Genomic DNA, 22,760 nt, shown 5'->3' on the forward strand with positions numbered 1-22,760 from the left:
GTATCCGCAATGAGTCGCGCTCCCCGTCCGAAGACCGGCCTCCTCGCCCTGGGAGCCCTCCCCCTCCTGCTCGCCGACTGGTTCATCGCCCTCATGGTCCTCGGCCGCGACTGCGCCCCTCTGTACGAGGGCGGCAACCTGACCCGATGCGCCGGCGGCCTCTCGGAGGAAGAGCTGACCGCCACAGCAGCACTCATCGCCCCAGCCCTGCTCACCCTCCAGACCGCCCTGATCATCCTGATACGTCGACCCGGCCGAGCCCCCAGAATGACCACCGACCGCCCCTGGACGGGTGACGACCACCACCACAACAACGCCTGCCACACGCGCTGGCGCGAGTCGATGAACCGCTCCTCCACCCGACCCGACCCGCCGGACGAGTGGTACTCCACCCAGTGCGGCGGATGCCGCTTCTGGATCGCCCTGACCGGTCAACTCGGCCTCGACCACGGAGCCTGCACCAACCCCGCCTCCCCGTTCGACGCCCGAGTGCGCTTCGAACACGACGGCTGCCCACAATTCGCCGTACGCGAGGACGGCTCCTTCGGCTGACAGCCCCGGCCTGGCCGCCGCCCGCCCCGCCCCAACCACCCCCGGCTCCGGCGTCCACACCCGCTCCTGACCGCCTCCTCCAGACCGGATCAGGCAACGCGCGGCCGCTCCGCCCCGCCCGCGCCTCCCTCGACGCTCCCCGTCCGGGCACGGCCGCTGAATGTCCGGTCAACGCCCTGGCCGGAGCCCTCTCGGTGAACAATGATTCACGCAAAAGGTAAATGACCGATTCCGCAGCCTTTCATCATTGTCGAAGAACCGGCGCACGCAGAACCACGAACCGCGCCACCCACGACGGCGGACCACAGAAGCGCCCCGCAGCCGGAATCAAACACCATGCGAAAAAGAACCACGAAAGGAAACCGCGCTATGCGATTAATCGCCAAACTCGCCACAGTCGTGGTGGCGGGCACGGCCGCCGTCGCCACGCTGACCGCGCCGGCCCAGGCCGCCGGAGGAACGAAATACTGCCCGGTGAGCAGCAACCTGGAGCCGTGGTGCGACCTGCAGCTCTATCCGACCCGCTTCCCCGGCGGAACGATTTCGATCGACGTCGACGTGTCCGGCTCCAACCCCGTCGTCGGACACTGGACCCTGTACATCGACGGCGGTTCAGTATGCGGAGCGGATTTCGCCTACAGCGACCCGCCCCGGTCGTGGGTGTGCAGAAATGTGCGAGCAGGTTATCCCACCCTGTCGGTGCCGAGAGGGTACGAGGCGGCGCGAATAGGGCTCCGCTGGTGAATCACCCGGCCGCACCGCTCCACCAGCTCCGCCGAATACCTCCATCACGAAAGGCCGGACCATGACGAGACGCGCCACGAAATGGCTGCCGCTCATGGGCATCGCCATCGCGCTCACCGCCGGACCGATGACGGCGGCCCCGGCATTCGCGGCGGCCTCGACCGCCGCCGCCGACTGCGTCATCATCCCCTACAAGGACTGGATACCGCCCGAGGTACATGTCCGCTGCGCCACGACCGGACCGTACAAAGCGATCGCCCTCTGCTCCAACAAGTTCTACAAGGACAAGTGGTTCGAGTCCCCCTGGACCGGCGCCGGCTCCTGGGCCCAGGTCGCCTGCCCGCTGGGCTACACGCTGACGGGCTGGGGCAAGCAGGGCGGCGGCAGCGCCTGACCAGGACGTCGCCCACCTCCCAGCCGCGACCACCCGCAACCGCACGTAGGCCACTCACGCGGAAGGCCCTCCCGGACCGGCCGGGAGGGCCTTCGTGCTGGGAGCCGCCTTGGGGATTCGAACCCCAGACCCCTTCATTACGAGTGAAGTGCTCTGGCCGACTGAGCTAAGGCGGCGTGTGCCGTGCAGCGTGAAAGAGTCTACAGGAGCCCAGAGGGTTCTCGCTCCTGTCGGTCACCAGATGTCCCGTACCGCCCGCTAGCCCCGCTGGCCGTCCTCGCCGTACGTCGCGTCGTACGCCTTGCGGGGGGAGCACACGCTGGCCTTGGAGCAGGAGCAGCGGCGGCCGCCGTCGTTGAGGCGGACCACCAGCGAGTCGGACGGGACGTTGTGGGCCACCACCGTGCCCGGGCCCTCCGGGGTTTCCACGCTCGCCCCCACCCGCGGGGCCGAGGCGCGGAATTCCTGGTAGAGGGGGTGCTCGTACTTGAGGCAGCACATCAGGCGGCCGCAGGCGCCGGCGATGCGCAGGGGGTTGACGGGGAGGTCCTGGTCCTTGGCCATGCGGACCGAGACCGGCTCGAAGTCCTTGAGGAACGTGGCGCAGCACAGGTCGCGGCCGCAGGGGCCGATGCCGCCCTGGAGGCGGGCCTCGTCGCGCGGGCCGATCTGGCGGAGCTCGACCCTGGCCCGCAGGTTGCGGGCCAGGTCGCGGACCAGGGCGCGGAAGTCGACGCGGTGCGGGGCCGAGAAGTAGACGGTGTAGACGTTGTCCTGGTCGAGGTAGTCGATGCCGACCACCTTCATCGGCAGGCTGTGCCGTTTGATCAGGCGTTTCGAGACGCTTCGCGCCTCGGCCCTGCGGCGTTTGTTGGTCTCGTCGCGGGTGAGGTGCTCCTCGCCGGCGAGCCCGGCGCAGACGGGCAGGCCGTCGATGTCCTCGGACGTGTACTGCGGCGCCCAGACGCACTCCGCCACCTCCGGACCCGAATCGGTGGGGACGAGCACCTTGTCGCCCACTTTCGGGCTGTGCTCGCCGGGGTCGAGGTAGTAGAGCCTCCCGTAGCGGGTGAAGCTCACGGCCATGATCATTCCCATGGGCTCGAGCTCGCCTCCTGACGCCTAGGTCTTTTCGGCCTTCCTTGCCACATTACGTGGGCTCGTGGGGTGACGGTCAGGGGGTGACGGGGAGGTTGTTTCCGGACTACCCGCCCGGCGAACACACCTGGTCATCGGACAGGCTCAGCCCGTATCGGCTCAGGGCGAGCAGCCGATCCCGCTGGCAGGGCAGGTAGGCGGCGCTCGCCACGCCGGGCTGGCGTCTGAGGACGGCGAGCGCTCCGGCCCAGTCGGCCTCCGGCTTGAGCAGCACGCGGAAGGACTCCGGCAGGTCGCTCACCTTCGTGGCGTTGAGCAGGGCCTTGTTGGACGCGAACGTGCGGCGGAAGTTCTCGTACGCCGCCCGCTGGTCCTCGAATGTGACCTCCTCGACCTGAGGCAGCCCCGCGATGACGCGCTGGATGGCCTTCTTCTGGGCGAGAGTCACCGCCTTGCCTTCCTTGGTGACGGTGACCCCGCCGGGGCCGTCTCCGCCGGGCTCGGTCCTGGCACCGCAGGCGGGCAGGGCGGAGCCTTTGGCGCACAGGAAGACGTTGAGCAGTGCCTTCGAGCGTTGCCCGGCCGACAGCTCGGCCTCGGTGGCGGCGTTGTCGAAGACCCCCAGGACCGCGGGCACGTCGCGGAGCGCCTCCTCCACCTTCCGGTGATCCTCTCCTTCCCGGATCGCCAGCCGGATCGACACCGGCAGGTCGGTGACCTTGACCGCGTCCAGAATCGTCCGGTTGCGGGCGAAGTCGGCGCGGACGTTGTCGTAGGCGAGGCTCTGGCTCACCGTGTACGCCGACTCGACCTGCGGGAGCCGGAGCGCCGCCCGCTCGGCTTCGCGCACCTGCTCGGCGGTGGCTGCGCGACCCTGGCAGCGCTCCTCCTTCAACAGCAGGGGGCCGTCGGCGCACATGACGATGGTCATGTCGGCATTGCCCGGCTCGGCCAGCGAGGGGCCGGCGGCCACCACGCGGTCCTCGCCGGCGGCGTCGCCGAGCCCGAAGCCCAGCATGGCGACGGTAGCCGCGGTCGCGACCACGACGGCCGCCCCCGCTGTGACCAGGCGGGCGTCCACCCGGGCCCGACGCCGCTCCGCCGCGCGCAGGGGCCGCAGGGTGTCGGGGTCGATCGTCGCGCCCGCCTCCGCCAGGGCGGCGCGCAGTCGTTCTTCCACTGGGCTGTTCATGAGTCCTCCCCGAGTGCCCGGGCGAGGGCGGCCAGCCCTCGCGCGATCGTGGATCTCACCGTGCTCGCGCCGACCCCCATGGTCTCGGCGATCTCCTGGTCGGTGAGGTCGAAGTAGTAGCGCAGGGTCAGCGCCTCACGCTGCCGGCCGGGCAGTGCGCGCAGCGCCTGCAGCACCTCACGGCGTTCCTCGCCCACGAGGACGGCGCTCTCCGCCGACCAGACGGGCGGCTCGTACGGCACCGCCCGCCGGAACACCGTCGCCCGCCGCCGCAGCACCGACCGGCAGCCGTTGAGCACCGCCGACCGGACGTAGGCCAGCGCCTTGTCCACGTCGCGCAGCCGCCCCCGGCCGGCGTGGGTGCGGGCGAACGCGTCCTGGACGACGTCCTCGGCGGTCGCCCGGTCACCGACCATGATGAGGGCCAGCCGGACGAGGCCCACATGGTGCTCGGTGAAGATCGACGCCACGTCGACCCGCTGCCGCGCCAGGGCCTCTCGCTGGGTGAGTAGTTCGACTTCCACGTATCAGAGACGCCCGGCCACCACTCCTGCTGCTCCCGTCACCCAGCTGTCTTCAGGCGACGGCGGCCGGCCGCCCCACCGCGTGCGCGCGGCCGAGCGGGCGGGCGCGGCGGCGGCTCACCCGGTGCCAGGTGCGCAGGCGGTCGCGACGGCCTGCGACTCGGGCAGCTGGTAGGCGAGGAGCCCGTACTTCGTGTCGAGCTTCCCCAGAGTCTCCCTGCACCTGGTGTTGCTGGCGGAGCTGACGCCCGGCAGCCGGGCCGAGCGCGCCGTCACGGTGTTCCAGTCGGCCTCGGGACGCAGGATCAGACGGTACGACTCCGGCATGTCCGACACTTGAGTGCTGGCGATCAGGGGCTGGTTGTCGGCGAAGATCTCCTTGAAGTTCTGGTAGGCCGTCTTCTGATCCTCGAAGACGTACGACAGGACCGCGGGATCCTTGGCGAGCGCCGCCGCGATGGCCTGCCGCTCGCGAGCTGTGGCCGGCTTCTTGTTCGCCGGGCCCCTGTCGTGCCGGCACGGGCCGGCCGCCGAGCCCGCGGTGCAGAGGAAGACGCTCGCGTCCCAGTCGCTGTTCCAGGACAGCGGATCCCGCTCGGCGTCGGCCTGGTCGGAGACCCACGCGACACCGGGCCGCCCGGTCACGGCGCGCGTCACGCCGTCCCGGTCGACGCCCGGCTTCACCCGCAGGACGAACGCCTCCGGCAGGTCCTTCGCCCGGTACCGCTTCAGCAGGGGCCCGTTGGCGGCGAAGTCGGCGCGGAAGCCCGCGTACATCGCGGCCCGGCTCACGAACCGCACCTCGTCCAGCTCCGGCATGCCCTCCAGCAGCGTCCGCACCGCCTGCCTCTGCTTGCCGGTGGCCGCGCGCCTGTGGCAGCCGTACGTGGAAGGCGTGCACAGGAAGACGGAGATCTCCCCCTGCTCGCCCCCGGCAGCGGCGGCCGCGGACGTGCTCAGGGGCGCGACCGGTGACGCCGAGATCGCCAGCGCCAGCGCAGCGGCCGATCCCCGCCTTGACCATGAACGCACGAGCTCAGCCCTCCGTAGGGCACCACGTCGTCAGCCGCGCAGCCCCAGCATCATCGCCTCGACCGCGATCTGCGGGTTGACGTTGGCCGCGAGCCGTTCGCGGCATTGCATGATCGCATCGATCCGCCGCAGTGTCTCCTCAGGAGTGCACTTCTTCGCGAACTGGTCCAGATCGAAACGAAGGTCGTCGTTCGCCAGCTCGACGCCCGCCCCGAACTGCATGGCCAGCACGTCGCGGTAGAACGACACCAGCTCCAGCAGCGCCGCGTCCAGGGAGTCGCGCTTGATCCGGGTGGCGCGGGACTTCTGCCGGTCCTCCAGCTCCTTCAGCGCCCCGGCGCCGCCCCGCACCAGGCCGCGGTTGAGCCCCTTGCCCGTGGAGCCCTCGCCGTAGATCTTGCGCAGCTCGGCCGTCTCGTTCTCGTTGAGCGCGGCCGTGGCGGCGGCGGCCTCCTCCTCGGCGGTCTTGACCAGGCGCTCGGCGGCGGACACGCACTCCCCCACCCCGGTGAGCGAGCGGGGGATGCCCAGCACGGCCTCGCGGCGCCGCCGGGCGGCCTCGTCCAGGGCCAGCGACCGGGCCCGGCTGATGTGGCCCTGGGCGGCGCGCGCGGCGAACGTGGCCGTCTCCCACGGCACCCCGTCGCGCTCGGACAGCACCCGGGCGACCGCCTCCGTGCCGGGCGTCGCGAGCGTCACCAGCCGGCACCGCGACCGGATGGTGATCATCAGATCGTCGGGCGCGGGCGCGCAGAGCAGCCACACCGTACGCAGCGGCGGCTCCTCGATGGCCTTGAGCAGGGCGTTCGCGGCCGACTCCGTGGCCCGGTCGGCGTCCTCGAACAGGATGACCCGCCACCGCCCCTGCGTGGGCGCCCCGGCCGCGCGCAGGATGAGCTCGCGGGTCTGCTTGACGCTGTAGGACAGCCCCTCGGGACGCACGGACTCCAGGTCGGGGTGGGAGCCGATCAGCACCTGGTGGCACTGGTCGCAGTGGCCGCAGCCGGCGTCGGGGCACAGCAGCGCGGCAGCGAAGGCGCGGGCGGCGTCCTCTCGCCCCGCGCCGGGCGGGCCGGTGAACAGCCAGGCGTGCGTCATACCCGCGCCGCGCCCGCCCGCGACGACCTCACCGGCCGCCGCCGCGGCCCGCGACAGCACCGTCACGGCCTGGTCCTGCCCCACGAGGTCATCGAAGACGGTCACGGACCAAGGTTAGTCGCGGATGGCGGGCATGGTGCCCGTGATGTCCTCGGACTCGCGGGGCACCGGGTCGGGCAGGAGGTCGTGGATGCGGTCCTGGATCTGGCGGGTGATCTCGTCCATCGGCAGCGTGCCGTCGACCACGAGGTAGCGCTCGGGCGCGGCGGCGGCCAGCGCGCGGAACTCCTTGCGCACCCGCTCGTGGAACTCCAGCGGCTCGGCCTCGATCCGGTCGACCGCCCCGCCCAGCCGGGTCAGCCCCACCTCGGGCGGGGTGTCGATGAGCACGGTCAGGTGCGGCACCAGCCCGCCGGTGGCCCAGGCGTTGATCTTGGAGACGTCCTCGGGGGCGAGCGCCCGCCCCGCGCCCTGGTACGCCAGCGACGAGTCGACGTACCGATCGGTGATCACCAGCGAGCCCCGGTAGAGCGCCGGCCTGATCACCTTCTCCACGTGCTCGGCCCGGTCGGCGGCGTACAGCAGCGCCTCGGCCCGCGCCGACAGCCCCTTCTCGGCCGCGTCGAGCAGGATGGCGCGCAGCCGCATGCCGACCTTGGTGGAGCCCGGCTCGCGCGTCTGCACCACGTCGTAGCCCTGGTCGCGCAGCCAGATCGCGATGATCCTGGACTGGGTGGTCTTGCCCGACCCCTCCCCGCCCTCGAACGCCACGAACAGCCCGGGCACGTGCTCGGGCGACTCGGCCGGGAACCGGTCGCCCCGGACCGCGGCGATGAGGTCGGCCGCCAGCGAGACGCCCTTGCGGTCGTCCATGTGCCGCAGCGCGAGCAGGCCGACGGTCATGGCCAGCGCGCCGCCGATCACCAGCACGAGGTTGGTGCCGTCGAATCGGTAGCCGAGCGCGCCGAGACGCAGCTCGTGCGCGCCGAACAGCGCCGCCAGCGGGCTCGCCACCGCGACCACGAGCAGCAGCGTCACCCGCGCGGTGGACTGCAGGAAGGAGAACGTGCGGCCGCGCAGCGCGTCCTCGACCTCCAGCCCGATGAGGGTGTAGCCGATGATCCAGGCGATGCCCGCGCACGCGCCGAGCAGCACGGTCAGCATGACCACGATGACGAGGTTGTGCACCAGCGCGATCGCCACCAGCACCAGCCCGGCCACCGTGATCGCCAGCCCGAACAGCCGCCGCCGCGACAGCTCGCGCAGCAGCCGCAGCCCGAAGAACATGCCGAGCGCCATGCCGACGAAGACCGCCGCGAACACCACGCCGTACGCCGCGTCGCCGCCGCCCAGCGTGAGCACGTAGATCTTGGCCACGCCCACCACGGCCCCGCCGGCGGCGAACGCCCCCAGCATGCCGATGATCAGCCCGCGCACCAGCCGGTTGCCGCCGACGAACCGCCAGCCCTCGACCACCTGCTTGAGCACCGAGGGCGTGGAGATCGCGCCGTCCCGCTCCGGGATGCCGCGCAGCGTGAAGATCAGGAACGCCGACACCAGGTAGGCACAGGCGTTGACCACCAGCGCCAGCCCCGGGCCGGTCAGGGCAGGCGCGAGGCCGGCGACCAGGTCGCCCGCCACCGACAGCGCCGCGAACAACATGGCCGCGACGGGCGCGCTGCCGTAGGTGACCAGCAGGTTGAGCCGGTTGGCCGCCTCCAGCTGCTCCTTCGGCACCAGGTTGGGCACGGTGGCGTCCTTGGCCGGCACCCAGAAGAGGTTGACGCACTCGACGAGCACGGTCGCGACGAGGATCCACTGGTAGCTGCCGACCAGCGGGATCGACAGCACCACGGCGAAGCGGGCCAGGTCGGCCGCGAACATCGTCAGCCGCCGGTCGAACCGGTCGGCGAACACGCCCGCCAGCGGCCCGAGGAGCACGGCCGGCAACATCTTGGCGATGAAGACGCCGCCGACGGCCAGCGACTGGACGCGGTAGTCGTCGCCGCTGGTGAGGTTGGCGGCCAGGGCGGTCAGGGCGAGGATGTTGAGCCAGTCACCCAGACTGCACACCGACATGGCCGTCCAGAGCCGTCGGAACGGCGCGTTGGCCAGCACGTGAGCGGGGCGGCGTCGGCCGGGGGCAGTCATCTTTTCAGCGTATCCAGGTTGGCCGGAAGCGGTCGGACTAGAGACGAGCCGGATATTCCCGGCGGCTCGTGGCCGAGGGTATTACGTCCACGGGCCGGTGCGCAGGTTACACACCTGGAATAGGCCCCCGAAATCGACATCAATTGCTAACTCCGGCCCCATGTCGAGCTTCTTCCACCAATGACACCCATGCCGCCCGGATATCGGGCGGCAGGTCCAGTTCGTCCCACAACTCGGCCAGCAGCACGCCGTCCACGTGGTCGCGCACCTCCTGCTCGGTGCCCTCGCTCAGCAGCAGCGCGTACGCCGCCCGCCGCGCCCCCCGCTCGGCCAGGTCGTAATCGCGCCCGCGCAGCCGGGCCACGCCGAGCGCCGCGGCGACCGGCAGCCGGGGCAGCCGGCTCGGCACGTGGAAGCGGCGGCCGTCGCCCGTCACCCGCGTCGTGAAGCCGACCTTCGGCTCCAGCACCAGCCGGAAGCCCGCCGCGTCGAGGATGCGCCCCGCGGTCTCCAGCGTCGGGGACTTCCTACCGTGCTCGTAGGCCGACAACGTGGTCCTCGACGTGCCGCTCATGGTGGCCAGCACTCGCTGGTTCATGCTCGCCGCCTGCCTGGCCTGCCGGAACAGCAGCCCGCCGCGCTCGGCCCAAGCCGCGACGTCGGCCGCCAGCGCGGCCTCCATCACCGAGCCCCCGGCCTCCATCACCGAGCCCTCGGCCGCCTCCCCTGTGGACGTCATGCTCACCTCACCAACCGTATCCGCTCGGATACTACGGCATGATGGCGTCCCGTGACCACTCCATTACCTTACGTCAAGCGTGCAGCTCCAGCATGGTGATCTCCGGCGGCGCGCCGACGCGCACCGGTGGCCCCCAGAAGCCGGCCCCCCTGGTCGTGTACACCTGCACCCCGTCGATGGTGGCCAGCCCCGACACCATGGGCTGCTGCAGCCCCACCACGAGGTTGAACGGCGCGATCTGCCCGCCGTGCGTGTGCCCGGAGAGCTGGAGGTCCACGCCGTGCCTGGCGGCGTCGAACACCTGCACCGGCTGGTGCGCCAGCAGCACCACCGGCCGCCCGGCCGGCCGCCCGTCGAGCGCCCTGGCGAAGTCCGGCCCGTCGCCCTGCGAGGTCCCGTTGAGGTCGTTGACCCCGGCGAGGTCCAGCACGGCCCCCTGGTGGGCGATCTCCACCCGCTCGTTGCGCAACGAGCGGACGCCCAGCTCGTCCAGCTCGTCGATCCACTCGAGGAAGCCGCCTGGGGCGAAGTACTCGTGGTTGCCGGTCACGAAGTAGGCGCCGTACCGCGACTCCAGGCTCCTCAGCGGCCGGGCCAGCGGCCCGAGGCGCGCGACCGACCCGTCGACCAGGTCGCCGACGATCGCGACGACGTCGGCCTCCAGCCCGTTGACCATGCGCACGATGCGCTCGGTGTGGGCGCGGCCGGTGAGCGGCCCCAGGTGGATGTCGCTGACCACGGCGAAGCGCAGGCCGTTCATCCGGGGGTCCAGCTTCGGCAGCCGGATCCTCACCGGCTCGATCACCGGGTCGCCGAGCGCGCTCGACACGCCGTACCCGACCGTGGCCAGCGCGCCCACCCCCGCGACCGCCGCGCCCGCGCGTCCCAGGAACAGCCGCCTGCTCACCCCGGCCGGCGGCGGCACCGGCTCCTCGGCCGCGCTGGGAGCCCCCGCGAGGACGTCGTCCGGCGCCGGCGTGCCCGCGAGCACCGCGACCGGCTCGGGCGCGGGCGCCCCCCGCCGCTCGGCCCTGCGCAGCAGCACCACGGCCACGGCCCGCGGGATCTCCAGCACCGCGAGGAACAGGAACAGGTAGAACACCATCGCCAGCCACAGGTAGCCGGGCCAGGCCAGCCAGGTCCCGAAGTCGGCCCGCGTGCTCGCGAACGTCGCCACGACCAGCGCCATCAGCACGACGACGCCCCAGGTCAGCGCCTTGCGGAGCCGTCCAGGGGCGGTGGTCGAGCGCACCAGCCGGTGCCACAGGTAGTAGTGCGCCAGCAGGATCAAGCCGACGAAGACCAGGACAATCACATAGGTGATGCTACTTACGATTTGGCCGCCGGCTTCTTCGCCGCCGTAGCGGGCTTCTTGGCCGCCGTCGTGGTCTTCTTCGCCGGCGCCTTGCGCGTGGTCTTCTTCGGCGCGGGCGCCCGCTCCCGCCGCTCGGCCAGCAGCTCGGCGGCCCGCTCGATGGTGATGTCCTCGACGGTGTCGCCCTTGCGCAGGGAGGCGTTGGTCTCGCCGTCGGTCACGTACGGCCCGAACCGCCCCTCCTTGACTACCACCGGCTTCTTCGAGACCGGGTCGTCGCCCAGCTCGCGCAGCGGCGCCGCCGCCGCGGCCCGCCGCCCGCGCTGCTTGGGCTGCGCGAACAGCTCCTTGGCCTGGTCGATGGTGACGGTCAGCAGGTCCTCCTCGGCGGCCAGCGAGCGCGAGTCGGTGCCCTTCTTCAGGTACGGGCCGAACTTGCCGTTGTGCGCCACCACCTCCTCGCCCTCCAGCTCGCCCACGACCCTGGGGATCGACAGGAGCCTGAGCGCGTCGTCGAGAGTGATGGTGTCCAGCGACATGGTCTTGAACAGCGAGCTCGTCCGCGGCTTCGGCGCGTCGGCCTTGCGGGTGCGCTTCTTCGGCGCCTCGTCCTCGGCCGGCTCGGGCAGGATCTCGGTCACGTACGGCCCGTAGCGCCCGTCCTTGGCCACGATGACGTGCCCGCTCACCGGGTCGCGCCCCAGCTCGCGGTCGCCGGTCGGGCGCGAGAACAGCTCCTCGGCCTTCTCCGCGGTCAGCTCGTCGGGCGTCATGTCCTCGGGCACGTTGACCCGCGCGCCGTTCCTGTCCAGGTACGGGCCGTAACGCCCGACCCGCAGGACGATGTCCGTGCCCTTGATCGGGAAGGAGCTGATCTCCCTGGCGTCGATGTCGCCGAGGTCGGTGACCATCTCCTTCAGGCCCTCGTCGCCGTCGGCCCCGTAGTAGAAGCGCTGCAGCTCGGGCACCCGCTCGGCCCGGTCGTTGGCGATGTCGTCGAGCACCTTCTCCATGTCGGCGGTGAAGTCGTAGTCGACGAGGTTGCCGAAGTGCTGCTCCAGCAGGTTGACCACGGCGAACGCCAGGAACGACGGCACCAGCGCCGTGCCCTTCTTGAACACGTAGCCGCGGTCGAGGATGGTGCCGATGATCGAGGCGTACGTCGAGGGCCGCCCGATCTCGCGGTCCTCCAGCTCCTTGACCAGCGACGCCTCGGTGTAGCGGGCCGGCGGCTTGGTGGCGTGGCCGGCCACGTCGAGCCTGGTCACGCTGAGCGCGTCGCCCTCGGCGAGGTTGGGCAGGCGCTTCTCGGCGTCGTCGCGGTCGCTCGACGGGTCGTCGTGGCCCTCGACGTAGGCCTTGAGGAAGCCGTAGAAGGTGATCGTCCGGCCGGAGGCGCTGAACTCGACGTTCTCGCCGGTCGCGGACGTGCCGCCGACCTTGACGCTGATCGACTCGCCGACCGCGTCCTTCATCTGGGACGAGACCGTGCGCTGCCAGATCAGCTCGTACAGCCGGAACATGTCGCCGCTCAGCCCGGTCTCGCCGGGCGTGCGGAACTCCTCGCCCGACGGGCGGATGGCCTCGTGGGCCTCCTGGGCGTTCTTGACCTTGCTGCTGTAGACGCGCGGCTTGTCGGGCACGTACTCGGCGCCGTACAGGCGGATGGCCTGGGCCCGCGCGGCCGCGACCGCCGTCTCCGACAGCGTGATGCTGTCGGTACGCATGTAGGTGATGAAGCCGTTCTCGTAGAGCCGCTGCGCCACCTGCATCGTGTACTTGGCGGAGAAGCCCAGCTTGCGGCTGGCCTCCTGCTGCAACGTGGTCGTCCGGAACGGCGCGTACGGCTTGCGCGTGTACGGCTTGCGCTCCACGGACCTGACCGTGAACGACGCCCCGCGCAGCCGCCCGGCCAGCTCGCCCGCCGCCTGCTCCGACAGGTGCAGCACGTCGGCCGTCTTGAGCTGCCCGGTGCTGGCGAAGTCGCGGCCCTGCGCCACCCGCCTGCCGTCGACGCCGGTCAGCGTCGCGGTGAAGTCGCGCGGCCGCTCCTCGGACCGGCCGGTGTCGAACAACGCCTGAAGGTCCCAGTAGTGGGCAGAGGTGAACGCCATGCGCTCGCGCTCACGCTCCACGACCAGCCGCGTCGCCACCGACTGCACCCGCCCGGCGGACAGCCGCGGCTTGACCTTCTTCCACAGCACGGGGCTGACCTCGTAGCCGTAGAGCCGGTCGAGGATGCGGCGGGTCTCCTGGGCGTCGACCAGGCGCAGGTTGAGGTCGCGGGGGTTGGAGACCGCGTCGCGGATGGCCTGCGGCGTGATCTCGTGGAAGACCATGCGGTGCACGGGCACCTTGGGCTTCAGCACCTCGCGCAGGTGCCAGGCGATCGCCTCGCCCTCACGGTCCTCGTCGGTCGCGAGGTAGAGTTCGTCGGCGTCCTTAAGAAGCTGGCGCAGCTTGTTGACCTGCGCTCTCTTGTCAGGATTGACCACGTACAGAGGCTCGAAGTCGTGCTCGACATTGACCCCCAGCCGCGCCCACGGCGCGCCCTTGAACTTCTCGGGGATGTCCTCGGCCTTCTCCGGCAGATCGCGGATGTGTCCGATGCTGGACTCGACCATGTAGCCAGCACCGAGGTAATCCTTGATCGTCTTCGCCTTGGCGGGCGACTCGACGATCACCAGGCGTGTTCCGCCGGTGCTGCCGTTCTTGGCTGGCACGCTGCTTCCTACCTCACTGTTCGCTTGCAAATCCCCCTGCCGGGAGTCGGCACAGACTGAAAGGTAACCCGACTCGCGGAAATTTCCTTCCCCCGGGCTACCCACTACCTTCCGGGTCCACCCACAAGCACGCAGAATAAGGCCCATCGAGCGGCATGGCGCCCTGACTCACCCTGGAGACTAATCGTTGTGCTCGACTACTCCTACATGGATATCTTCATTCCGCGCGACCTCACTCGCGAAGCAGCACGTCAACTGCTGACCGAACACGCAGAGTACGGTCAGTGGGAGCTCGCGCGCGTCCGCGTCCACCCCGACGGCAGCCGCCACGTGCGGCTGCGCCGCAAGGTCATGCGCGTACGCAGCACGCTCTGACCCTGCCACCGGCCTGCCACCGGCCTGCCACCGGCCTGCCGCCCACCTGCCGCCGGCCTGCTCCGGCCTTGCCAGGCGCCGGCCGTGGACATGGCTTTGCCCGCCCCGGGCCGCGCCCCCGGAACGGGCAAAGCGTCTCCTGCTGTCCGCTCACGGAGTGTGGGCGGCAGTCGTCGTGCGGAAGATCTCTGCGATTGCCTTACTTACGGTCTGACCGCATCCCTAGCTTGCGGCCGAGTCCTTACCTGTCTCCTGGCTCACTTGCGGCCGAACCGCACCCGGCGGGCCGTGGCGAACAGCGCCGCCGAGGCCGCGAACATCGCACCGAGCGCCAGGGCCAGCAGCGAGCCGCTGTTCATCCCGACGACGCCGGCGGGCTGCGCGGCGCTCATCAGGCCGATGTCGCCGACGGGCAGGCCGTGGGTGACCGAGCCCACCGCGCCGCCGACCGGCGTGGAGCCGACCAGGTCGGTCGCGGGACTGAGCGGCGAGGACGGACGGGCCGGAGCGGACGGGACGCGCCCGTTGACGCCGGGGACGCCGGCGTTGCCCCGGCCGTGGCGGTCACCGTGGCCGGACATCGCGAACCTGCCGGGCGTGACCTTGACCGGCGCGACCGGGGGCTGGGCGTCGGCGGGCAGGCCGGGCAGCTCGGGGAGCTGCGGCAGGCCGAAGGTGCGGGAGGCGTCCTCGACCAGCGGGATCGAGGAGGCGCCGCCGGTGCCGCGCTGCAGGCGGTTGGCGAGGCCGCCGTTGGCGAGGTCCTGGACGGGCTGGGTGACGCTCTGGCCCGAGGTCAGCCCCTGGACGGGGGCCGCGAGGCCGCCCTCGCCCGTGGCGAGCTCCTGAACGGGCTGAGCGAGACCGCCCTGACCGGTCGCGAGCTCCTGAACGGGCTGAGCGAGACCGCCCTGACCCGTGGCGAGCTCCTGCACCGGCTGAGCGAGACCGCCCTGACCCGTGGCGAGCTCCTGCACCGGCTGGGCGACGCTGAGGCCGTCGGCGACGCCCGTTCCCATCCCCTGCGCGGCGCCCTTGGCGCCCTTGGCGCCCTTGGCGCCCTTCGGCCCCTTGGCGGCGGGCACGGCGTTCGGCCCGGCCACGGCCCCGCCGGCGCCGGTCGCGCCGGTCACTCCTTGCAGCGCGCCCAGGGCCGGGATGCCCTGGAGACCGCCCAGACCGCTCAGCGCCGGAACACCCTGCAGCCCGCCCAGCACCGGCAGCCCGGCACCCCCGGGAGCCGGGGCCGAGGGCAGCGCCGGCAGCCCGCCGTTGGCCGCCTTGAACTTGTCCGTGGCCCGGGCGAACGACCCCAGACCACCACGATCCGGCCCCGTCCGCCCGACGTGGGCCCCGCCGAGGCAGCCGGCCGCGGCGTCGCCCAGGACGGCGACGGCGTTGCCGCACACGTTCAGCGGCGCAGCGATCGGAGCCACCGCCTGGTTGCCGGCCAGCACCCCGGCCCGGCCGGAGGTCAGGTTGCCGCCCGCCCCCTGCTGCGGGACGACGCTCGCCCCGCCGACGCAGTGGGCCACGGCGTTGCCGAGCACCGCGGCCGCGTTGCCGCACACGTCGATCGGGGCCGCGATCGGCGCGACCGCCTGGTTGCCCGACCCGACGCCCGCGTCGCCCGAGGTGCGGTTGCCGCCCGCGCCCCGGCCGCCCTGCTTGACCGTGGCGCCGCCCGTGCAGCCGGCGAACGCGTGCCCGATCACCGCGGCCGCGTTGCCGCAGACGTTGACCGGGGCCGCGACCGGCGCGATGGCCTGGTTGCCGCTCAGCACGCCGGCGTCGCCCGAGGTGGTTGCCGCCCGCGCCTGGCGCGGCGGTGCGGGTGCGGGCCGCGCCCGCCGCCGGGGAGTCGTCGACCGACGCGCCGCCCGTGCAGCTCGCGGTCGCGTTGCCGACGGCGTTGCCGCAGGCGTCGACCGGCAGGGCGACCGGGCTCACGACCTGGTTGCCGCTGCCCGCGCCGAACCGCCCGTCGGTGTCGTTGCCGGACGATCCGGGCGCGGCCATGTGCCGGGCGGCCGCGTACGTGGCGCCGCCGCCGCCACCGCCGCCGCCGCCGTTGTGCACGGAGGAGCCGCCCTTGCAGCCGGCGAAGGCCCGGCCGACCGCGGCGACCGCGTTGCCGCAGATGTTGACCGGCACGGTGATCGGCGCGACCACCTGGTTGCCGCCCCCGACTCCCGCGTCGCCCGAGGTGTGGTTGCCGCCCGCGCCGGTGCCGGTGTTGTGCACGGAGGAGCCGCCCTTGCAGCCCGCGGTCGCGTCGCCGAAGATCGCGACCGCGTTGCCGCAGACGTTCAGCGGGGCGGAGATGGGCGCGGTGATCTGGTTGCCGCCGAGCACGGAGGCGTTGCCGGAGGTGCGGTTGCCGCCCGCGCCGCCCCGGCCGTGGTTGCGGACGGTCGCGCCGCCCTTGCAGCCGGCGTCGGACTTGCCGATCAGCGACACGGCGTTGCCGCAGGCGTTGATCGGGGCGCTGATGGGGATGTTGACCTGGTTGCCGCCGCCGACCGAGGCGTTGCCCGAGGTCCTGTTGGGGATGCCGTTCCTGCGGCTGTCGACGACCGTCGCGCCGCCCTGCGAGGAGGCCTGCGCCGAGCCGATCGCCGCGACCGAGTTGCCGCTGATGTCGATCGGCAGGTTGACGGGCAGGTCGACCTGGTTGCCGCCGAGGACGGACGCGTCGCCGGAGGTGTCGGCGAGAGCGGTGCCGCTGCCGGCGAACGACATGACCGCCACCGCGAGAAGGGCGGCGGGGGTCGATGCCTTGGCCCACGTACGCATGATGAATGCTCCTAGTGGTTCTGGGGGGATACCTGAACGGATCGCGGACGTCCCGAGGCCGTGGTGACGGCGAAGGCCACGCACAGCGGGACCTCGGGATTCGCGAATCGGGAGAACTGACGTGTCACCCGCCGGCGGAGGGGATCAGGCCACGCTCCGCCGCGACACATGGGTCATCGGTGCTTGGGAGAGACCGGCCGTGCTGAGACTGGATCGGTTCGGGACGAACCGGCCGACCGGTGCCCGGGCGGGGATCAGTCAGGTGAGAAGGAAGGGTCGTCCGCCGCTGTGCGGACGAGGGGGGGCAGCACGTACGCGACGGGGGCGCGCCATGCCTGCGGCCGCGGGTCGAAGAGCGACCTCGCGACGTCCCCGGAAACCGGCCCGAACGGGCCGCTGCCACCGCCGTTGGGCACCAGACCATTGGTGCTGTCCAGGATCTTGCCGGCGGTGGAAGGTGATGGCAGGCCAGGATCCTGCTGGCTGTTGAGCCCGGCCACCGTGCGCCCGGCCATGGCCTCGGCGTTGTCGGACGCCGCGAGGCCGCCTGCGCCCACGAGGGCGGGGAGGTGGGTGGAGCCGGCCTCCGCGTCCGCGGAGGCTCCTGTCGCCGCCTTCGCACCCGTCGCCGCGGTGGAGTCCGCGGCCGCCGGAGCGGCGGTGAGCATGCCGAACAGAACAGCGAGCAGCCACCCGGCGGCCATGACGGCGCCGATGTGAACCGCTCGCACGACGAGCCGACGGGCACCGGCCGCGAACCGCGCCATCCGGTCGTCCCGGTCGGCGATCGCGTTCTGTCCCGGGATCGCGGTCACGCGCACACGGCAAGCAGCGAGGGACATCTCCCTCAGCCGCTGCATCGCCGTGCCTGTCACGTGACCTCCCGAACTCCAGAACCGGCCTCACAGGTCGTGAGGCCGGTCGTGGACTCACCCCTCAACGGTCCGTAACCGTAGCAGTACTCAAGGTCGCCGCAAGAGCTTTTCACCGGAGACCCAGCAATTCACCAAGTCCCCATCGGACACATCCCGCCCAACCCCCGCAATCCCTCAGGCCCCGTCCCACGCGCTCCCCATCACGGTCTCCCGCCCGCCCCATCCGGCCCTGCCGAAGACCATCCGAAGACTGGCCCGATACTTGGTATGACGCACTCCCCAGAGTTTGCTAACCTTACGGAGCCGACGCGAGATGACGGTCTCGCGTGCAGGCACCAAGTCCGGGTGGCGGAATAGGCAGACGCGCTAGCTTGAGGTGCTAGTGCCCAGTGATGGGCATGGGGGTTCAAGTCCCCCCTCGGACACACACCGCACGCACATGTGGGGGCTCCGGTTCGATCCGGGCCTCCACATATTGCTTTTCCGGGTAGTACGTGAGCTTTAGCCCCAGCTGCGTGTAGAGCTCGGCCTTGTCGTCGGGATCAGCCTGTCCGACGAGCCGCACCAAGTCGCCGACCTCCTCGATCATCGACCTGATCTCCGCGACGCTGATGGGCTGGGCGACCGGAACCGCCTTCAGTTCGCCCTCTAGGCGCGCGCGTTCGCTCTTCGTCTCGTTGATCCACAAGGAGATCTCGGTAGGGTCGCCTCCCGCGTCGAGCGCGGAGCGGTACTGGCTGAGCTTGCGGTCGCACCGCGACAGGCGTTTGCGCAGGTCGATCAGGGCCGCCGCCTCATTAGGGTCGATCGCCTGCTCGGCCATCGCCGCGATCGTCTGTTCCAGCCTGTTGGGCCCGAACGCAGTCCCGAGCCAGCCGTCGACCTCATCCAGGATTTCCGACTCCCGCAGGTAGACGACCTTAGGGTGGTCGAGGTCGTTGACGATGGCGTACTGAGCGGGGAAGCGGCACCGATAGTAAGCCTGCCGATTGTTCCAGTTGCCCTGCATACGGCGCTCGCAGTACCCACAGAACAGCACGCCCCGGAAGGCGTAGGGACGCCGCGTGGGGTGGGGTCGCTGACTGAACGTGCCCCTGGCACGCGTGGCGAGAACCTCCTGAACGCGTTGATACTCCTCAACACTCACGATCGCGTCATGGACAGGGTGCTCCGACCAGATCCACTTGTCCTTGGTGTTCCACCGCTGTTTTGTGGTCGTCCCCAGCGCGACGTTCTCCACATCCAGGAGAATCTCGTCCTTGCGCTGCTTGTTCCACACCTGGTGGCCGGTGTAGCGCGGATTGGTGAGGATCACCCGGACGGCGTACTTCGACCACGCCCGCTGATCCCGATGCTTGTTCCGCTCCGGGTCACTAGCGGAGGGCGACAAGATGCCCTGCAGGGTCAGATCCTCGGCGATGTCCAGATAGCCGCGCCCCTTGAGGAACTCGCTGTAGATCCACCGCACCACCCGTGAGGTGACCGGATCGGGCAACAGCCGCCGCAGCCTCCGCCCATCGGCCGCCTTACCGGGGTTCGGGTGCGGACCAGCATCCTGGAGCGTGTACCCGTACGGCGGACGCCCACCGAGAAACCTGCCCTCGGTCGCTGTGATCGCCGCCATCGCGGCTCGTACCCGGATCTTGATACGGTTCCGCTCGCCCTTCGACAGACCGCCGAAGACGCCCATGATCATGTCGTGGGCCTCGTTGGCGGGATCGATGGGCCCGCCGACCTCAGGCACCCACAGCGGTACCCCGAAGTGCTCGAACAACGGGAACGTGAGGCTGTACTGGTTGCCGTAGAACGCCCGCTGCGGCTCCCCGATCACCACTGCGTCGAAGCCTCGACGCGCGTCTTTCAACTCCTCGATCAGCGCCGCCGCGTGCGGCCGGAGCTGCCAGGGGATCGAGCGGGACTTGTCGACGTCGAAGAACTCGGCGACGATCTCGCCGCCCCGCGACTCGATCAGCGCCCGCGCCCGATGCAGCTGCCAGGCCCGCGACGCCTCCGGGTCCTGGTTGTCCTCTGTCGACACCCGGCCGTAGAAGCCGAACCTGATCGTCATTTCTCCTGCTCCTTCACGGTGTGCGGCTGCTTCACGCGGGCGACGGCCTTGAGCAGGATCCGGAGCACTACGCCCGCCGCGCCGGGGGTGAGCCTGAGCTCCTCCCCCGGCACGACCAACCGCAGCCCGCTACCCGCGCCGTTCACGCCCCGCCCCGGCTCGGAACGAGTTCCCGCGCCCACCGGCGACCGATTTGGGCCCTACGGGCCCGACCGCCCCGGCGGCCCTACATGACCGCTCGCCTCGACAACCGATGTCAATCACCGCCTGGACACGAACCCCCGCCCCTCGAGCCGCTGACGGCCATACACAACCTGTGGACAACGAGTCCAGGCATCGCTCGCCGCAGTCCCTGCCGCCGTAGAAGGTCGCCCTCATCCCCGACCATCCCCTGTGCGGAGAATGAGAAGGTCCTCGTGCGCCACGGCACACACCGGCCGCCCCTTCTCTTCGTTCCTCCACGCCTCCAGCATCTGGAAGAACGATGCTCGGTTGATCAGCCGGCCATCCCGGAGCCCACACAGCAACGCCGCCAGGCGGTGCGTGAGCACCAGGCCGGCCGCCTCTGCGGTCTCGATGACCTGCCCAGGAAGATCGACAAGGTGTCCGTTCACCCGGATCGGCCGAACCGTGATCGCGACGACTCCACCAGGCCTCAGCAGCTGCCCGCACCGAGCGAGAATCTGCCCGAAGCCCTCCATCAGCTGGGGCAACCGCTGGTGGGCGAGATTGCGCTTGTCTGTGGAGTACCGGTGGTTCGACTTCTGCACCGGCCCGCCGCCTTCCCGGCTTCCGCACCGGACATGACCGTGCGTCCGCACCCCGTAGGGCGGAGAGGTCAGCACCAGCGCCGCCATGCCCTGAAGGTCCCCGAACACCGTTGCGATGTTCCGCGCATCCCCACAGGCCACCCGGGCGAATCCAGTGGCGCCCTGAGAGCGGGCGTGCTGAACGTTGGCGGCAGTGAGGCCGGCGAAGTCAGCCTCGTACTCCATCCCCGCAGCGTGCCGCCCCAGATGCACCGCCTCGACCAAGGTGGTCCCGATTCCGCACATCGGATCCACCACCAGGTCCCCCGGTTCGGTAAACGCGGAGATGACCTGTGAGGCGATCGACGGGAGCATCTTGCCCGGATGCCTCATCGAATCGGCGACATATCGGCCGCGCCGCTGCACCCGCGACTGCAGCTGCCCTGTAGCAAGTACCGACGGCAGCACGCTCTCGCTCATCGAGCACCTCCGCCGGGACGAGCGAACAGACACACGTCCGCATGCACCGACACCACCGGCGGCAACTCCGCGGACTGAGCCCGGCGAAGCTGCGCCAGCTCCGCCGGGCCAGCCTGAACAACTAGCGTGTCGCCCTCAACGGGCACACGTACTGCGATGACGTGCTGCACGTAGGCAAGCCCCACGGCAGCCGCGCGCCGGATGATCCCCGGAGCCAAATCTATGAGCCTGCCCCGCTCGTGGCGCGCTGTCGTGATCACTGCCAGGTGTCCGCCCGGCGTGAGAGCACGCCGTGCATCCTCCAGGAACCGACCGAGCTGTGGCATCGCCAGCGTAGGCTGCTCCGTCCTGCACGAAGGACATGACGTCGATTTTGAGCCGACTGCCCATCCGACCTCGGGATGGAGCGGAAGAGCTGCGATCAGCAGGTCGACCTTGCCCTCGAAGCCGGACAGCGCCTCCCGCATCTCATGCGGCCCGTGTGGACGCAGCCGAACCGCCGCCCGCTGCTCCGCTGTGAGTCCCTGCCGAAGGCGACCGACCAGGTGCTGAGCGACCGGGAGACGCGGAACGAAACCGATCCCCAACCGCCCCATCTCCGCCGCTGCGACGAGCACGGTCTCGCTCGTCGTGAAGACATCCGCGACGACCCCGCCCGGGCGGGTGCAGGCGTCGATCAAATGCCGCGCCAGTTCCCGCCCCACAGTCTGACGATGCCGGCCGCATATTGCTTCGCCCGCACACGGGCCGTCCTTGGCCCTGGCCGTTTCGGTCGTGGTGTCAGAACACAGCCACACCGAGAGCGGCACCAGCCGCCTTTCGGCAGCCCGCGAGCCTCTCGGCCGCGGTTCTTGCTTCTTGCTCATCTACGGTGACCCGCGACGGTCACCCGTTCCCATGTACTGAAACACCAGATGATCGGCGCCAGTTGGAACCCTTCGCGCCTCCTTAGTGGGCGTTTGGTCCTGTCTGATCCCGGGTTCAGGTGCCGCGCCAGGTGGGGGTGTTTTCGCCGGTGAGGCGGCGGGTCATGAGGTCGATCATGGCGATGTGGATCATGGCTTCGGAGCGGTCGGGACGGGCTTCGTAGTCGCGGACCAGGCGGCGGCGCAGCATCAGCCAGCCGAGGGTGCGCTCGGCCACCCAACGCCGCGGCAGCGGGGTGAATCCCCTGGTCGCCGGGTCACGGCGGACGACTTCGACGTCGATGCCCAGGGCGGCGGCGCCCTCGATGACGGTGGTGCGGTAGGCGCTGTCGGCCCAGGCCTTGGCCAGGGGCAGGCTGAGCTGCGGCGACCTGGGTCAGCAGTGGCAGGCCGGCGGCGCTGTCGGAGATGCCGGCGGCGGTGACCAGCACGGCCAGGAGCAGGCCGAGGGTGTCGGTGACGATGCTGCGTTTGCGTCCGGCGATCTTCTTGCCGGCGTCGTAGCCCTGGCCGGTGGCCGGGACGTTGGCGGAGGTTTTGACGCTCTGGGCGTCGATCACGCACGCGCTCGGGTCGGGATCCCGTCCGGCGGCGGTGCGTACGTGGCGGCGCAGCAGGCTGGTGAGCTGCTCGAAGATGCCGTCCTTTTGCCAGTCGCGGAAGTAGGCATAGGCGGTCTGCCAGGGCGGGTACTCGTGCGGCAGGTAGCGCCAGGGGATGCCGGTGCGGTTGACGTAGAGGATCGCATCGAGGATGGTGCGCAGGTCGTGTTCGGGCGGCCGGCCGATGTCCAGGGCGCCGGCGCGGCGTTGGCTGCGCCAGGCGGTCAGCACGGGCTCGACGAGCGCCCAGCGGGCGTCGGACAGATCGCTGGGATAGGGTCGCGGTTCGGTCATGTCTTCGGCGTACTGCCGCGCGGAGTGGCCGGC

Annotated in this window: 19 protein-coding genes, 2 tRNA genes and 3 pseudogenes; 5 read left to right on the plus strand and 19 right to left on the minus strand. The window is 70.9% G+C overall.

Annotated features, from left to right (window positions below; all coding sequences use genetic code 11):
- The first annotated feature begins 9 nt into the window (after window positions 1-9).
- The 3 genes from MF672_RS09375 to MF672_RS09385 all read left to right on the plus strand — a co-directional run bounded on the left by MF672_RS09375 (window position 10) and on the right by MF672_RS09385 (window position 1,690).
- The gene (locus MF672_RS09375) at window positions 10-552 is read left to right on the plus strand and encodes a DUF3027 domain-containing protein (protein ID WP_242373336.1); all 543 of its coding nucleotides are present in this window, start codon (window positions 10-12) and stop codon (window positions 550-552) included.
- 369 nt (window positions 553-921) lie between these two features.
- Window positions 922-1,296 (plus strand): hypothetical protein, encoded by a 375-nt coding sequence (locus tag MF672_RS09380; RefSeq protein WP_242373337.1) that lies wholly within the window; start codon window positions 922-924, stop codon window positions 1,294-1,296.
- A gap of 61 nt (window positions 1,297-1,357) precedes the next feature.
- Window positions 1,358-1,690: a hypothetical protein gene (locus MF672_RS09385; RefSeq protein WP_242373338.1), complete on the plus strand. Its 333-nt coding sequence runs from the start codon at window positions 1,358-1,360 to the stop codon at window positions 1,688-1,690.
- Between the two features lie 102 nt (window positions 1,691-1,792).
- Here MF672_RS09385 and MF672_RS09390 read toward each other — a convergent pair.
- The 10 genes from MF672_RS09390 to topA all read right to left on the minus strand — a co-directional run bounded on the left by MF672_RS09390 (window position 1,793) and on the right by topA (window position 13,562).
- Window positions 1,793-1,866: transfer RNA gene (locus tag MF672_RS09390), tRNA-Thr, on the minus strand.
- An 82-nt stretch (window positions 1,867-1,948) separates the two neighbouring features.
- A complete protein-coding gene (locus tag MF672_RS09395; RefSeq protein WP_242373339.1) occupies window positions 1,949-2,776 on the minus strand; it encodes a PSP1 domain-containing protein in 828 nt (275 codons plus the stop codon).
- Window positions 2,777-2,894: 118 nt separating this feature from the next.
- On the minus strand, window positions 2,895-3,980 hold the full coding sequence (locus MF672_RS09400; RefSeq protein ID WP_242373340.1) for a permease-like cell division protein FtsX: 1,086 nt from the start codon (window positions 3,978-3,980) through the stop codon (window positions 2,895-2,897).
- Window positions 3,977-4,504: a sigma-70 family RNA polymerase sigma factor gene (locus tag MF672_RS09405; protein ID WP_242373341.1), complete on the minus strand. Its 528-nt coding sequence runs from the start codon at window positions 4,502-4,504 to the stop codon at window positions 3,977-3,979. The genes MF672_RS09400 and MF672_RS09405 overlap by 4 nt, the downstream gene beginning before the upstream one ends.
- 117 nt (window positions 4,505-4,621) lie before the next feature.
- Window positions 4,622-5,536, minus strand: a complete 915-nt coding sequence (locus MF672_RS09410; RefSeq protein ID WP_242373342.1) for a permease-like cell division protein FtsX — start codon at window positions 5,534-5,536, stop codon at window positions 4,622-4,624.
- 30 nt (window positions 5,537-5,566) lie between these two features.
- Window positions 5,567-6,739, minus strand: a complete 1,173-nt coding sequence (locus MF672_RS09415; RefSeq protein WP_242373343.1) for a DNA polymerase III subunit delta' — start codon at window positions 6,737-6,739, stop codon at window positions 5,567-5,569.
- 9 nt (window positions 6,740-6,748) lie between these two features.
- The gene (gene tmk / locus MF672_RS09420; RefSeq protein ID WP_242373344.1) at window positions 6,749-8,785 is read right to left on the minus strand and encodes a dTMP kinase; all 2,037 of its coding nucleotides are present in this window, start codon (window positions 8,783-8,785) and stop codon (window positions 6,749-6,751) included.
- Window positions 8,786-8,924: 139 nt separating this feature from the next.
- Window positions 8,925-9,524 carry a helix-turn-helix domain-containing protein gene (locus tag MF672_RS09425; protein WP_242373345.1) on the minus strand — a complete coding sequence of 200 codons (600 nt, stop codon included), beginning with the start codon at window positions 9,522-9,524 and terminating at the stop codon, window positions 8,925-8,927.
- Between the two features lie 73 nt (window positions 9,525-9,597).
- Window positions 9,598-10,839, minus strand: a complete 1,242-nt coding sequence (locus MF672_RS09430; protein WP_242373346.1) for a metallophosphoesterase — start codon at window positions 10,837-10,839, stop codon at window positions 9,598-9,600.
- 14 nt (window positions 10,840-10,853) lie between these two features.
- Complete coding sequence (gene topA / locus MF672_RS09435; protein WP_242373347.1) at window positions 10,854-13,562, minus strand: type I DNA topoisomerase; 2,709 nt, start codon at window positions 13,560-13,562, stop codon at window positions 10,854-10,856.
- Between the two features lie 189 nt (window positions 13,563-13,751).
- On the opposite strand from topA, the gene MF672_RS09440 reads away from it, so the two are divergent.
- Window positions 13,752-13,937 (plus strand): DUF5703 family protein, encoded by a 186-nt coding sequence (locus MF672_RS09440; RefSeq protein WP_055508738.1) that lies wholly within the window; start codon window positions 13,752-13,754, stop codon window positions 13,935-13,937.
- A 257-nt stretch (window positions 13,938-14,194) separates the two neighbouring features.
- Here the strand turns inward: MF672_RS09440 and MF672_RS09445 are convergent, their stop codons facing one another.
- The 4 genes and pseudogenes from MF672_RS09445 to MF672_RS09455 all read right to left on the minus strand — a co-directional run bounded on the left by MF672_RS09445 (window position 14,195) and on the right by MF672_RS09455 (window position 17,548).
- Window positions 14,195-15,652 carry a chaplin family protein gene (locus MF672_RS09445; protein WP_302893287.1) on the minus strand — a complete coding sequence of 486 codons (1,458 nt, stop codon included), beginning with the start codon at window positions 15,650-15,652 and terminating at the stop codon, window positions 14,195-14,197.
- A pseudogene (locus MF672_RS51305) lies at window positions 15,653-15,733 on the minus strand (chaplin family protein); the annotation flags it as partial.
- Window positions 15,734-16,109: 376 nt separating this feature from the next.
- Window positions 16,110-16,733, minus strand: a pseudogene (locus MF672_RS52070) (chaplin family protein); the annotation flags it as partial.
- A 254-nt stretch (window positions 16,734-16,987) separates the two neighbouring features.
- A complete protein-coding gene (locus tag MF672_RS09455; RefSeq protein WP_242373349.1) occupies window positions 16,988-17,548 on the minus strand; it encodes a hypothetical protein in 561 nt (186 codons plus the stop codon).
- 399 nt (window positions 17,549-17,947) lie between these two features.
- On the opposite strand from MF672_RS09455, the gene MF672_RS09460 reads away from it, so the two are divergent.
- Window positions 17,948-18,033 (plus strand) — tRNA-Leu (locus MF672_RS09460).
- Here MF672_RS09460 and MF672_RS09465 read toward each other — a convergent pair.
- The 5 genes and pseudogenes from MF672_RS09465 to MF672_RS09485 form a co-directional block, all read right to left on the minus strand.
- On the minus strand, window positions 18,015-19,676 hold the full coding sequence (locus MF672_RS09465; RefSeq protein WP_242373350.1) for a recombinase family protein: 1,662 nt from the start codon (window positions 19,674-19,676) through the stop codon (window positions 18,015-18,017). The genes MF672_RS09460 and MF672_RS09465 overlap by 19 nt on opposite strands.
- Complete coding sequence (locus MF672_RS09470) at window positions 19,673-19,822, minus strand: hypothetical protein (RefSeq protein ID WP_242373351.1); 150 nt, start codon at window positions 19,820-19,822, stop codon at window positions 19,673-19,675. Before MF672_RS09470 ends, MF672_RS09465 begins: the two co-directional genes overlap by 4 nt.
- A gap of 228 nt (window positions 19,823-20,050) precedes the next feature.
- Window positions 20,051-20,905: a TRM11 family SAM-dependent methyltransferase gene (locus MF672_RS09475; protein WP_242373352.1), complete on the minus strand. Its 855-nt coding sequence runs from the start codon at window positions 20,903-20,905 to the stop codon at window positions 20,051-20,053.
- Window positions 20,902-21,771, minus strand: coding sequence for a DNA methyltransferase (locus MF672_RS09480; RefSeq protein WP_242373353.1), 870 nt, complete (start codon window positions 21,769-21,771; stop codon window positions 20,902-20,904). The genes MF672_RS09475 and MF672_RS09480 overlap by 4 nt, the downstream gene beginning before the upstream one ends.
- A gap of 115 nt (window positions 21,772-21,886) precedes the next feature.
- Window positions 21,887-22,727: pseudogene (locus tag MF672_RS09485) on the minus strand (IS5 family transposase).
- Between the last annotated feature and the right edge of the window lie 33 nt (window positions 22,728-22,760).

It is taken from the genome of Actinomadura luzonensis, assembly GCF_022664455.2.
GTDB lineage: Bacteria > Actinomycetota > Actinomycetes > Streptosporangiales > Streptosporangiaceae > Nonomuraea > Nonomuraea luzonensis.